Annotated in this window: 10 protein-coding genes; 2 read left to right on the top strand and 8 right to left on the bottom strand. The window is 69.9% G+C overall.

The features are described 5' to 3' along the window. Positions 1-21: 21 nt before the first annotated feature. A complete protein-coding gene (locus KGA65_RS06065) occupies positions 22-891 on the bottom strand; it encodes a DNA ligase (RefSeq protein WP_225862259.1) in 870 nt (289 codons plus the stop codon). A 214-nt stretch (positions 892-1,105) separates the two neighbouring features. On the opposite strand from KGA65_RS06065, the gene KGA65_RS06060 reads away from it, so the two are divergent. After that, a complete protein-coding gene (locus KGA65_RS06060) occupies positions 1,106-2,635 on the top strand; it encodes a methyl-accepting chemotaxis protein (RefSeq protein WP_225862258.1) in 1,530 nt (509 codons plus the stop codon). Positions 2,636-2,648: 13 nt separating this feature from the next. Here KGA65_RS06060 and KGA65_RS06055 read toward each other — a convergent pair whose 3' ends face one another. The 4 genes from KGA65_RS06055 to KGA65_RS06040 form a co-directional block, all read right to left on the bottom strand. Continuing rightward, a complete protein-coding gene (locus KGA65_RS06055; RefSeq protein ID WP_225862257.1) occupies positions 2,649-3,041 on the bottom strand; it encodes a DUF779 domain-containing protein in 393 nt (130 codons plus the stop codon). 70 nt (positions 3,042-3,111) lie between these two features. Beyond that, on the bottom strand, positions 3,112-4,632 hold the full coding sequence (exaC, locus tag KGA65_RS06050) for an acetaldehyde dehydrogenase ExaC (RefSeq protein WP_225862256.1): 1,521 nt from the start codon (positions 4,630-4,632) through the stop codon (positions 3,112-3,114). Positions 4,633-4,905: 273 nt separating this feature from the next. After that, positions 4,906-5,613 (bottom strand): riboflavin synthase subunit alpha, encoded by a 708-nt coding sequence (locus KGA65_RS06045; RefSeq protein ID WP_225862255.1) that lies wholly within the window; start codon positions 5,611-5,613, stop codon positions 4,906-4,908. Between the two features lie 89 nt (positions 5,614-5,702). After that, on the bottom strand, positions 5,703-6,701 hold the full coding sequence (locus KGA65_RS06040; protein WP_225862254.1) for a CE1 family esterase: 999 nt from the start codon (positions 6,699-6,701) through the stop codon (positions 5,703-5,705). A gap of 219 nt (positions 6,702-6,920) precedes the next feature. On the opposite strand from KGA65_RS06040, the gene KGA65_RS06035 reads away from it, so the two are divergent. Beyond that, entirely contained in the window at positions 6,921-7,565 is a 645-nt protein-coding gene (locus KGA65_RS06035) for an acyloxyacyl hydrolase (protein WP_225862253.1), read from the top strand. Between the two features lie 52 nt (positions 7,566-7,617). Here the strand turns inward: KGA65_RS06035 and KGA65_RS06030 are convergent, their stop codons facing one another. Genes KGA65_RS06030 through KGA65_RS06020 form a run of 3 tightly spaced genes read right to left on the bottom strand, consistent with a single transcriptional unit; the run spans position 7,618 to position 12,070 of the window. Then, on the bottom strand, positions 7,618-9,282 hold the full coding sequence (locus tag KGA65_RS06030) for an ArnT family glycosyltransferase (protein WP_225862645.1): 1,665 nt from the start codon (positions 9,280-9,282) through the stop codon (positions 7,618-7,620). Continuing rightward, positions 9,279-10,304, bottom strand: a complete 1,026-nt coding sequence (locus tag KGA65_RS06025) for a glycosyltransferase family 2 protein (protein WP_225862252.1) — start codon at positions 10,302-10,304, stop codon at positions 9,279-9,281. The genes KGA65_RS06030 and KGA65_RS06025 overlap by 4 nt, the downstream gene beginning before the upstream one ends. Further along, entirely contained in the window at positions 10,301-12,070 is a 1,770-nt protein-coding gene (locus KGA65_RS06020; RefSeq protein ID WP_225862251.1) for a phosphatase PAP2 family protein, read from the bottom strand. The genes KGA65_RS06025 and KGA65_RS06020 overlap by 4 nt, the downstream gene beginning before the upstream one ends. Positions 12,071-12,088 lie beyond the last annotated feature (18 nt).

The raw sequence follows: 12,088 nt of genomic DNA, 5'->3' as shown, positions 1-12,088 counted from the left end.
ACGGCGCTCTCGGCGCCACCGTCAAAGCCCCGGCTCGCGCACCCGCAGCAGCGTGGCAAAGCGGGGCAGACCGGTGGCTGTCCGGCCCCGCCAGCTGTAGGTGACCCGGGTGCCCACGGCCGGTGGCTGGCGGCGCTGGGCATCGCTCAGGCCACTGCCCAGCAGAAAGACCTGACCGGTCTCGTCCCGCACCCGCAAGGCCCCCACCAGCCCTTCGTACTTGCCGCGGCCCGGCAGATGGCCGATCACCACGGCCTCGCCGTCCTGCACCGGCTTGAGCTTGTAGAGCACCTCGACCCGGCCGGTGACATAGGGGGCGTCCGCCCGGTGCAGCACCAGCCCCTCCCCGCCGGCGGCCAGCACCGCCGCCAGCCGCTGCCGCAGGGCCGTCAGGTCGGCCAGCGGTTGCTGGGCGACCGCGACCAGCTGAGGCCAGGCCGTCTCGGCCACCAGGGCTTCGATCTGCTGCGCCCGCGCGGCGAAGCTGCCGGGAGCGCCCGGCAACTCGAACACCCGGAACTGCAGGGCCCGCCAGCCCAGGTCGTCCGGATCGGCCCGCCGCAGCAGGGCCGAGACCTCGTCAAAGCGGCCGTAGCCCAGCCACAGCTCGCCATCCAGGGGCCGGGCGGGCAAGCGGGCCAGGAACCAGGCCGGTGCCGCCACCACGCCACCGCCCCGAAACCGCAGGTGCTGGCCATCCCACAAGGCGCGCACCCCGTCGAATTTCTCGCTGACCAGGAAGCCGGCGGGTGTCGCCGAAGCGGGCCAATCCCGTGCCAGCAGCAGATCGGGCGGTGCCTGCGCGGCCAGCACCGCGGTGGGCAGCCAGACCCCCGCGGCCCACAACGGGGACCAGACCAGTGCTTGGGACAGCGGTAGACGCGATTTCACAGGCGTTCTCCAGCGAAAACCCCAGGCTAGAGAAGCCATGCGCCCGGCGCATCCCGCCGACAGGGGGAGTCCCATCCCCCGTCGGGCGGAACCCGTCGGCCTCAATGACCCGAACAAGGCCCTCTTCCCCCGTTTCCTTGCTGTCTTGGTGCGCCCCCAGCGCGGCAACATGCCGGAGCCTGCATGTCGAACCCAGCCCTCGAGAGCCTCTGCCATGAACCTGCGCCGCAAACTGCCCCTGGCCTTCGCGATCACCCTGCTGCTGACCTTGCTGGCCGGCTTCGCCGGACTCTGGACCGCCCACCACGCGCTCCAGACCTTCCACACCGACGTGCAAGCCCAGGTGGCGCAGGAACGGCGCACCGCGGCCATGGAAAGCCACTTCAAGACACAGGTTCAGGAATGGAAGGACGTGCTGTTGCGCGGCTCGGATGCCGCCCTGCTGGACAAGCACTGGACGGCGTTCCAGAAAGAGGAGAAGGAAGTCAGCTCCCTGGCGCAGGGGCTGCAATCCGACCTGCGACAGAACCCCGACCTGGCCCGTCTCGCCGACGCCTTCATCGTGCAGCACCAGAAGATGGCGGCCGGTTACCGCGCCGGTCTGGAGAAGTTCCAGGCGGCCGGCCTGGAGCCCTCGGTGGGTGACATGGCCGTGCGCGGCATCGACCGCGAGGCGGCCCGGCTGATGCGGGAGCTCAAGGCCGCGATCGCACAACGCAGCGCCGATGCGTCGGCCCAGGCCTATGCCCAGGGGCAACGCGCCGTGGCCTGGAGCCTGGCCGCCATGCTGCTGGCGGCGGTGGCGGGGGTGGGCATTGGCATGCGCATCAGCCGCGACGTGGTGCGGCCCATCGAGTCGGCGATGGCGGCGGCCCGTGCGGTGGCCAACGGTGACCTGCGTCACCCGGTCGAGGTGCGCGGGCAGGACGAGACCGGCCGGCTGCTGGCGGCACTGGCGGCCATGCAGGCCCAATTGCGCCGGCTGGTGGATGACGTGCGCGGCAATGCCGAGCAGGTGGCCAGCGCCAGCGCCCAGATCGCCCAGGGCAACAGCGACCTGGCCACCCGCACCGAACAACAGGCGGCCTCCCTGCAGGAAACCGCCTCCTCGATGGAGGAACTGGACACGGCCGTGCGCCACAACGCCCAGAGCGCCCGTGAAGCCAGTGCGCTGGCCGGTCACGCCAGCAACGTGGCGGCCCAGGGGGGTCAGGCCGTGGCCGGTGTGGTGAGCACGATGAAGGGCATCGAGGAAGCCTCGCACCGCATCGTCGACATCATCGGCGTCATCGACAGCATCGCCTTCCAGACCAACATCCTGGCGCTCAATGCCGCCGTGGAAGCGGCCCGAGCGGGTGAGCAAGGCCGCGGCTTCGCCGTCGTGGCCAGTGAGGTGCGCAGCCTGGCCGGTCGTTCGGCCGAGGCGGCGCGCGAGATCAAGCAGCTGATCCAGACCAGCGTCGAACGCGTGGAACAGGGCTCGGCCCAGGTGAACCAGGCCGGGCAGACCATGGACGAGGTGGTGCAGGCGATCGCCAAGGTGTCCGACATCATCGGCGAGATCAGCCGGGCCAGCCAGGAGCAGAGCAGCGGCGTGGGCCTGGTGGGGGAAGCGGTCACCCGCATCGACCAGGGCACCCAGCAGAACGCCGCCCTGGTGGAGCAGACCAGCGCGGCCGCCGAGAGCCTGCGGGGTCAGGCCCATCGGCTGGTGGACCTGGTGGGCACCTTCAAGCTGGCCTGAGACCCCGTCCCACTCACGCGGCGGGCAACGGGTGGGCCTGCAGCCAGGCCCATTCGGCATCGGTCCACAGCCGCTGGCTGGCGACGAAATGCATGTTCTCGGCATCTTCCAGCGAAAAGGTGCCCAGCGCGCCCGGCTTGGCATGCAGCAGCACCTGCCCGCCCTCCAGATAGGCCAACTGGCGGCTGCCCACCCAGAAGGGCACCCCGCCCACGCTGCCCAGGCGCACATCGTCCTGCCCCAGCGTCATCTCGCCCACCCGCAGGCACATCGGCGTGCTGCCATCGCAGCAGCCGTGCGACTGGTAGAACATCACCTCGCCGTGCCGGTCCCGCAGTCGGGCCAGCAGGGCCAGGGCCTCGGGGGACGCCACGACGCGCTCCACCGGTGTGCTCAAGGTGTCCATCGCCCCCCCTGACAGTCTGAGGATGTGAAAAAGGGCGGCCGCAGCCGCCCCATCCTGAACGCACGAAGGATCAGAAGAAGCCCAGCTTGTTCGGGCTGTAGCTGACCAGCAGGTTCTTGGTCTGCTGGTAGTGGTCCAGCATCTGCTTGTGGGTCTCGCGGCCGATGCCCGATTCCTTGTAGCCGCCGAAGGCCGCATGGGCCGGGTAGGCGTGGTAGCAGTTGGTCCACACACGGCCCGCCTGGATGCCACGGCCGAAGCGGTAGGCACGGCTGCCGTCACGGGTCCACACGCCGGCGCCCAGGCCGTACGGGGTGTCGTTGGCGATCTGCATCGCCTCGGCCTCGTCCTTGAAGGTGGTCACGGCCAGCACCGGGCCGAAGATCTCCTCCTGGAAGATGCGCATCTTGTTGTGGCCCTTGAACAGGGTCGGCTGGATGTAGTAGCCGCCGGCCAGTTCACCGCCCAACTCGGCCTTGTGGCCACCGATCAGCACCTGGGCGCCTTCCTGCTTGCCCAGCTCCAGGTAGGACATGATCTTGTCCATCTGCATGCTGGAGGCCTGGGCGCCCATCATGGTGTCGGTGTCCAGCGGGCTGCCCTGCTTGATGGCGGCCACGCGCTTGAGGGCACGCTCCATGAACTTGTCGTAGATCGATTCCTGGATCAGCGCGCGCGACGGGCAGGTGCAGACCTCGCCCTGGTTGAAGGCGAACAGCACCAGGCCTTCGATGGCCTTGTCCAGGAAGGCGTCGTCCTGGGCCATCACATCCTCAAAGAAGATGTTGGGGCTCTTGCCGCCCAGCTCCAGCGTGGCGGGGATCAGGTTGGTCGCGGCAGCCTGGGCGATCACGCGGCCGGTGGCGGTGGAGCCGGTGAAGGCAATCTTGGCGATGCGCTTGCTGGTGGCCAGCGGCATGCCGGCTTCGCGGCCATAGCCGTTGATGATGTTCAGCACGCCCGGCGGCAGCAGGTCGGCGATCAGTTCGGCCAGCACCAGGATGCTGACCGGGGTGGATTCGGCCGGCTTGAGCACCACGCAGTTGCCCGCACCCAGCGCGGGGGCCAGCTTCCAGGCGGCCATCAGCAGCGGGAAGTTCCAGGGGATGATCTGCCCCACCACACCCAGCGGCTCGTGGAAGTGGTAGGCGATGGTGTTCTCGTCGATCTCGCTGAGCGAGCCTTCCTGGGCGCGCAGGCAACCGGCGAAGTAGCGGAAGTGGTCGGCCGACAGCGGCACGTCGGCGTTCAGCGTCTCACGCATCGGCTTGCCGTTGTCCACCGTCTCGGCGTAGGCCAGCTTCTCCAGGTTCTGCTCGATGCGGTCGGCGATCTTCAGCAGGACGTTGGCGCGCTCGGCCACCGGCGTGGCAGCCCACTGGGCGGCCGCGGCGTGAGCGGCATCCAGCGCACGCTCGACATCGGATTCGTCCGAACGGGCGGCCTGGGTGTAGACCTGACCGTTGATCGGGGTGACGACATCAAAGTACTGGCCCTTGACCGGGGGCACGAACTTGCCGCCGATGAAGTTGTCGTAGCGGGCCTTGTATTGGACCGGGGCGCCAGCGGTACCAGGCAGTGCGTAGAGCATGAGATGTCTCCAGAGTAGGTGCTTGTGGAACAGGGTGAGCGGGCAGCGGCGGCTGCTCACCACGGCCCTGCTACTGCACACCCTGTGCCAGCCCCGCCCTCCCCCACGCCACCGGGCGGTTTCCGAGGGGAAATCCTCGGCCACCCCCTCGCCCCGTGCGCGTGCCTCCGGAATCCCCCTGTACCGAAACGGAACACCCCGTCGGCGGCGCGTCGGCATGGAACACTGCCACTGATCCGCACCCTCCGGGACAACCCTCTGCGGAAAACCCGGTCAGCGCTCAGGGGCGGGCAACGGCCGGGTCAGCGCGTCGGTCGACAGGCCCTGCTGGCGCATCAGCGCCTCCAGGGCCGGCATCAGCGGCCCCAGGCGCTCTTCCAGCGCATCGCGCACGGTGTCGACGAACACCTGGGTCGAACGCTCAATCTCGATGTTGAGCCGGTCCCCCGGCTGCTTCTGGCCGAAGGTGGTCATGCGCAGTGTCTCGGGAATCAGCCAGACCTCGAACCAGCCGGCCTGACGGTCCGCCTCGGCCACCGTCAGGCTGGCGCCGTTGATGGCGATGTAGCCCTTGGCGAACACATAGCGCATCCAGCGCTCGGGCACCTGGATGCGCAGCACATGGTTGTTCTCGGGCTGGCGCACCTCGGCCAGCGTGGCGGTGAAGTCCACATGCCCGGACAGCGGATGCCCGCCGATCTCGGCACCATCCTTGGCAGCCCGCTCCACGTTGATCGCGCTGCCGGCGACCAGCCCGCCCAGGGTGGTCAGGCCCAGGCTCTGCTGCATCACGTCGAAATCGGCTTCGTTGTCGCCATGTAGCGCGGTCACGGTCAGGCAGACGCCATCGCAGGCCACGCTGGCCCCGATGGCCAGATCGCGGGCGAAGCCGGACGGAAACTGCAGACGAAAGCTGCGCAGGCCGGGGCGGTCGATGATCGACGCCACACGGGCCACGCCTTGGACGATGCCGGTGAACATGGCAGGAACCTCTGTAAACGCAAAAAAGCCGGCCGAGCTTAGCAGCCCGGCCGGCTTCGAGGATGGGAGGGGCGAATCCGCCCCGGGCGTCACTGGGCGTTCAGGAAGTCCATCACCGCGTCCATCACCACCGTGGGGTTGCTGGAGGCCATCTGATCGGAAATCGAGTTCGATTGCCCTGCCACGTTGTGCACGGCGCCCGAAATCTTCTTGATGACCATCGAGCCGCTGCAGTTGGACCAGGTCGTCACGTTGCCAGACACCTGCGCCGCGCTGGAAGTCGTCAGCGACTCGCCACAGCGCTGGCTCACGCGGACCTGCTGCTGCGGCCATTCCCCCAGCATCGTGCCGTCCAGGAACGCACCGCTGCTACCGGCAGCCCATTCGACCAAGGGATCGATGATCCAGTGGTAATCACTCCAGTGGCCATTGGCCGTCTGCATCACCGGGTCATTGTCCCCGCTGATGCTCAGGTAGGGCGGAACGACGGTGGTCGGCTTGCAGGCGTCCGAACCGGACTGATCGAAATGCTCGGAGGCGGGGCCCGCCAGCGCGATGTAGGCATTGAAGGTGTCGGGTTGCTCGCACCACATCCGGTTGGCCATCGCCCCGCCCATCGAGTGGCCCATCAGCGCGATGTTGGAGATGCCGTAGGTGCTGCGCAGCTGGCTGGCCAGGGCCTTCAGGAAGCCCACGTCATCCTGGCCGGATTTCATCGCCCAGTTGGACCAGGTGCCCGCCGTGGCGCCGTCGATGTGCTGCCCCTGCGGGAACACCAGGATCACCTTGTTGGCTTCCAGCCACGACCAGTTCACGGTCGCGGTCGACGCTACCGAAGACGTGGTCATGTCCAACTGCTGAGAAATGCCGGTGTTGGTCCCGCCGCCACCGTGCAACACCACGATGGCCCGGGTGGCGCCAACCGGCACATAGATGTTCACCGAATGCGGGTAGCCGGCCACCTGCGTGGTGACCAAGGTGTCGCTGCTGACAGTGGTCAGGCTGTTGTCGCTGCTCCCCCCACCACAGGCGGCCAGGGTGGCCAGCAGGGCCACGCCGGCCAGCGATCGGATCAAACGACGGTTCATGAGTTTCGCTCCATGGGAGAGTTGGGCGGGTACACAGATGCTAGATTCAACGCGGGAGGTCCCCTGTCGGCCGACAGCGGGACCCGGTGTCGGACGATGCCCACACAGGGCAGCGTGCCGGACCCATCCGGGTGAACCCCAGGGTTGTAAACCGGCCGGGGCCCGGGCCATGCCCTGCAAACAGGGGATGGCCGACAGTGCGCTGGCAGAATGGGCGGCATGAAACACACCGCCTCCCGAACCGCCCTGGCCGCGCTCGCCCTGATCGGCAGCCTGGGCACTGCCCATGCCGAAGCCAAGGACCAGAATGCGCTGCGCGCCCTGGCCGTGGGCGGCACCCTCGCCTCCTGGGCCTATGCGGCCTGGGAAGGCGCTCCGTTCACCGACTGCAGCGGCGCCCGCTGGCAGCTGCGCGGCAATGTGGCCCACGACCATGAGCTGAACCTGGTGTCGGCCGGCGCCGCCTATGGCGACTGCCACATGCTCAACGCCGGCAGCTGGTCGCTGAGCCACCAGACCAACTTCTCGGTCGGCCACTGGAGCACCCGCGGCGACGTCAGCGGCGCCACCTCCGCCTGGGACGTGGCCGTGGTGCCGCTGGTGCACTGGCAGCACCCGGCCTTCGCCAGCCACAAGTGGGAGGTGGAATTCGGCATCGGCCCGGCCTGGCTCAGCGAGGTCAACATCGGCGACCGCCAGAAGGGCAGCAACTTCCAGTTCTCCGACCACCTGGGCCTGAACCTGGTGGACGGTGGCGGCCAGTGGCGCGTGGGCCTGCAGTGGCGCCACATCAGCAACGCCGACATCAAGAAGCCCAACAACGGCGTGAACTACACCGGCCTGGTGTTCGCCTGGTCGCTCTGAGCGACCGCAACGCCCTGTGCCGCCGCCTCCCGGCCACGGCGCAGGTGCCGACTCAGGGCGCCGTCGTCGACGGCCCCTGCGCCACCGAGGGCTCGGCGGGTGCGGTGGTGGCCCGCCACAGGATCAGCCCGTAGCCGCGCTCGACATAGAGCAGGCTGAAGCGCCCCCCCACCTGGGCCATCTGGGCGGGCAGCTGGTCCATCCGCACCAGCGCCAGCTCCCCATCGCGCGGGGCCCGGCGCGGCGTTTCCTGCTCGCGGTAGACCGCGAAGCTGGGCTGGTGCAGCCCCCATTGCACCGCCGGCTCATGCCGCTGGCGGGCCACCTCGGCGGCCCGCTGGATCGGCCCTTGCAACAGGTTGCCCCACCACGGCAGGGCCACGCCCAGGCACACCGCCGCCACCAGCACCGCGGACGCCCCGCTGCGCCAGGCCAGCGTGAAGCGCGGCCAACTGCCCTGCGTCATCAGGAACAGCACGGCCAGCGCCGCCAGCCCGCTGATCCAGACCAGCCAGGGCGAGGCCTGCTGGCCCCCCAACAGCGCGCGGTAGAGCGGGTGCTGCACCACGCCCGGCGCCCAGTGCGGCAGCGTGGCGGCGGTGCCGCACAGCAGTGCCAGCAGCAGCAACAGACACGCCGTCAAGGCCGCCCGCATGCCAGTGCCGGCCCGGGTCAGGGCCATGGCCATCAGCAGCACGAAGGGCGTGGCGCCATACAGCACGTAGTGCGGCAGCTTGGTGCCCGAGAGCGAGAAGAACACCAGCACGAAGCCGCCCCACAGCAGCATGTAGCGCTGCATCGGGTCGGCCCAGTGGCTGCGCACCCGCGCCAGCACGCTGGCCAGCAGCGGCGCCCAGGGCAGCAGCAGCAGCGGCAGCACCACGAAGTAATAGCCCAGGCTGCCGCCGTGCTTCTCCAGCGGGCTGCTGTAGCGCGCCAGGTTGTGACGGATCAGGAAACCGTCGATGAAGGCCTGGCCGTCGCGGTGCAGTTCATAGGCGTACCAGGGCACGGCGATGCCCAGCAGCAGCACCCAGCCCCAGCCATCGCCCGCCGCGCGCCCCAGGCGACGCAGCGCCTCGCGCCACGGCAGCGACACGGCCAGCCACAGCACCAGCGCCGCACCGGGCACCACCACCGCCACCGGCCCCTTGACCAGCAACCCCAGGCCCATCCAGGCATAGGCCCGGCGCAGCGGCGCCCTGCCCGCCTCACCGCGGTTCTGCGCCTCCAGCCAGCGCCAGGCGTCCAGCGCGGTCAGGGTGAGCAGCAGATTGAGCAGCGCATCGGCCGTCGCAGCCCGGCCGATGGCCAGCACGCCCAGCGAGGTGGCCAGGATCACCCCGGCGCCCACCGCCACCTGGCGCCCCAGGCGCGGCAGCGCAAACGCCACCAATGCCAGCGACCAGCCCCAGGCCGACAGCGCCGACGGCAGCCGGAAGGCGAACTCGCGCACGCCGAACAGGCTGACACTGAGGGCCTGCAGCCAGTACACGCCGATGGGCTTGTCAAAGCGCGGCTCGCCGTTGAGCGTGGTGTGCAGCCAGTCGCCATGCGTGAGCATCTCGCGCGTGGCCTCGCTGAAGGCGCCCTCGTCCACATCGAACAGCGGTGTGGCGCCCAGCGCCCACAGCGCCAGCACCAGCAGCAGCCCGGCCAGGCCCAGCCACTCGATGCGGCTCAGCCGGCCAGCCGGTGTCGTGCCCGCCACGCTCATGCGTGCCACCCCTCGGCGTCCGGCAGATCGGGCGAGGCCAGCAGGTGGTACTGCCGGGCATGGCTGCCGTCGTAGTAGATGCGGATCAGCAGTTCGGACAGCACGCCGGTGAGCAGGAACTGCAGCCCGCCCATCACACAGAAGAAGCCCAGCGAAAGCAGCGGCCGTCCGCCGATCGATTCACCCAGCAGCTTCAGCACCCCCAGATAGCCCAGGATGGCCGTGCCCAGGCTGCCCACGGCCAGACCCACCGCGCCGAAGAAGTGCCCCGGGCGCGAGCCGAAGTTCATGAAGAAGTAGACCGACAGCAGGTCGATGATGACGCGGAAGGTGCGGGAGATGCCGTACTTGGACTCACCGAACTGGCGGGCCATGTGGTTGACCGGCTCCTCGGCCATGCGGTCCGGCGAGGTCACGGTGGACAGCCAGGCCGGGATGAAGCGGTGCATCTCGCCATAGAGCCGCACCTGCTTGAGCACCGAGGCGCGGAAAGCCTTGAGGCTGCAGCCCAGGTCCTTGAACTGCATGTGGGTGGTCTTGCGGATCAGCCGGTTGGCGATCATCGAGGGCAGCCGCCGCATCGCGAAGCCGTCCTGGCGGTTCTTGCGCCAGCCCGCCACCATGTCCAGGTCCTCGTTGAGCAGCCGGGCCACCAGGCGCGGGATGTCGCGCGGGTCGTTCTGCAGGTCGCCGTCGAGGGTGACGATCACATCGCCGCGCGCGGCGTCGATGCCCGCCTGCATGGCCGCCGTCTGGCGGAAGTTGCGCAGCAGGCGCACCACGCGCACATGCGGGCCCACCGTCTTGGCGTGGCGTTGCAGCGCCAGGCCGGTGCCATCGCGGCTGCCGTCATCGACGATCACCAGTTCCCAGGGATGGGGGTAATCCTGCAGCGCCGCCTGCACCGCATCGATCATCGGCTTGACGTTGTCGATCTCGTTGTACATCGGCACCACGACCGACAGACGGTGGGGCGGTGCCTGCACAGGCGCGACGGGGGTGACGGTTTCGGAAGCGTTCATGGTCCAACAGAAGAATCGCCCGCGGGCCGAACCCGGCGGGCCAGCGCCCAACTCAGGGCGCGGTAAAGCAATGGTGTCAGCAAGGCGGTGACAAACCCCAGGGCATGGACGGCCAGGGCCGAGGACGCCAGCAAGGTGGGCGAGACGGCCGCACCCACCCATTGTCCCGCAGCCCAGATGGCAGCCTCGTAACTGCCCAGACCGGCCGGGGCCTGGATCGGCAGGGCCGCGGCCAGCTCACCAGCCAACGCCGCGCTCCAGCCCTGCCAGACCGGCAACCCGGCCAGCAGCGCCAGCACGCCGCCCAGCACGGCCAGCTTGAGCAACCAGTTGCCCACACACAGCAGCCAGCCCGACAGATCGCCGCGGTGCGCGACCAGCGTGCCCTGCAGCGCCTGCCAGCGCGGCCACCATTGTCCCAGCTGGCGCGACAGGCGTGGCAACACCGCCCACAGCGCGAAGACGATGCCGGCCACCGCCGCCAGACGCAGCACGAACGGCCCCGGCGCCAGGCCGAGCAGCCCCAGCAGGCCCAGCACCAGCGCATCCTGCAGGCGCAACCAGACCAGGCTGCGCACCGACTCGGCCACCGGGATGCCAAAGCGACGGTGCAGCAGCCAGGGGTAGCCGGCCTCCCCGGCCCGCATCGGCAGCAGCAGCAGCGCCGCGTTGTGGGTCAGGAACAGGTCGACACTGTCGGCCAGGCTGGGCATGCGGTCCTGTGGCCGGTGCTGCCGGCCCCAGGTGCCCCACTCCCGCCGCAGCCGCTCGGCCCGCAGGCCGTAGCTGCCCCACAGCCCGGCCACGGCCAGCGGCCAGGCCCAGCCCGGCACCTGCGCCAGCGCCGCCAGCAGGCGCTCGCCCAGGCCCTCGCGCAGCAGCATGGCCAGCAGCAGCCCCGCGCCCAGGCTGGGCAGCACCAGCTTAGCCACGGCCTGGTCCGCCCCGGGCTCGGCGCTCGCATGGCGCCAGCGAGACAGCCCGCTGCCCAGCCCCATGAAGGCCAGCGCCCATTGCACCGGTGCCGCCACCGGCAGGCCGGTGGACTGCAGCAGCAAGGCGACCGACAGCCCCAACTCCACCACCGCCAGGCCGCGCTGCGCCGCCGGCCGGTTCAGCCAACGGGCCGGCCAGCGCCGCGCCAGGGCCAGGGTCAGCCGCCCAACCAGCAGGCCCAGCCCGCTGCCCGCCAGGACGTCGGCCGGCCAATGGGCACCGATCGCGATGCGCGAGAACGCCACGGCCGCCGCCAGGACGAACAACAGACCGCGCCGCCACGCCGCGCCCCCCAAGGCCCCGGCCAGCACGGTGGCGGCCACGAAGGCGGTCAGGGAATGGCCCGAGGGCATGGAGGCGGCGTTGAGCAACGGCTGGCCGATCACCTCGAACGTGCCGGACGCCAGCACCGCGGCCGGGCGTGGTGAATGGATCAGGGCCTTGGGCAGGCTGCTGGCCAGCCAGGTCAGCGGCACACCCCACAGCAGGGCCGACACCGCCAGCCGGCGGGTGCGGTCGGCCGCCAGCACCATCATCGTCGCCGACAGCCCCAGCCCGGCCACGCTCAGGCCGGCCCACAGCCCGGCGGTGGCACGCTCGGGCCCGCCGGCCGCATGGTTGAGCCCCAGGAACAGGGATTGGTTCAAGGCCGGCCGGGCGTGCAGCCAGACACCGGCCAGGATGAGCAGCGCGGCCACCGCCAGCGTCAGCGCCCACCCGTGCGGCGCGACCCCGGAGGCCGAGGGCCGCGAAGGAGACTGATCGGACATGGTGGCCGGCATGATGCC

The organism is Ideonella benzenivorans (assembly GCF_020387415.1).
In the GTDB taxonomy this organism is placed as follows: domain Bacteria; phylum Pseudomonadota; class Gammaproteobacteria; order Burkholderiales; family Burkholderiaceae_C; genus Ideonella; species Ideonella benzenivorans.
Note: the sequence above shows the minus strand (reverse complement) of the source record. Positions and strands in the feature narration are given on the sequence as shown.

What these genes read in the sequence shown, in the direction of transcription:
- KGA65_RS06020 (WP_225862251.1), bottom strand. Translation starts at nt 12,070, where the DNA reads ATGTCCGATCAGTCTCCTTCGCGGCCCTCGGCCTCCGGGGTCGCGCCG.
- KGA65_RS06055 (WP_225862257.1), bottom strand. Translation starts at nt 3,041, where the DNA reads ATGGACACCTTGAGCACACCGGTGGAGCGCGTCGTGGCGTCCCCCGAG.
- KGA65_RS06040 (WP_225862254.1), bottom strand. Translation starts at nt 6,701, where the DNA reads ATGAACCGTCGTTTGATCCGATCGCTGGCCGGCGTGGCCCTGCTGGCC.
- KGA65_RS06025 (WP_225862252.1), bottom strand. Translation starts at nt 10,304, where the DNA reads ATGAACGCTTCCGAAACCGTCACCCCCGTCGCGCCTGTGCAGGCACCG.
- KGA65_RS06045 (WP_225862255.1), bottom strand. Translation starts at nt 5,613, where the DNA reads ATGTTCACCGGCATCGTCCAAGGCGTGGCCCGTGTGGCGTCGATCATC.
- exaC (WP_225862256.1), bottom strand. Translation starts at nt 4,632, where the DNA reads ATGCTCTACGCACTGCCTGGTACCGCTGGCGCCCCGGTCCAATACAAG.
- KGA65_RS06060 (WP_225862258.1), top strand. Translation starts at nt 1,106, where the DNA reads ATGAACCTGCGCCGCAAACTGCCCCTGGCCTTCGCGATCACCCTGCTG.
- KGA65_RS06035 (WP_225862253.1), top strand. Translation starts at nt 6,921, where the DNA reads ATGAAACACACCGCCTCCCGAACCGCCCTGGCCGCGCTCGCCCTGATC.
- KGA65_RS06030 (WP_225862645.1), bottom strand. Translation starts at nt 9,282, where the DNA reads ATGAGCGTGGCGGGCACGACACCGGCTGGCCGGCTGAGCCGCATCGAG.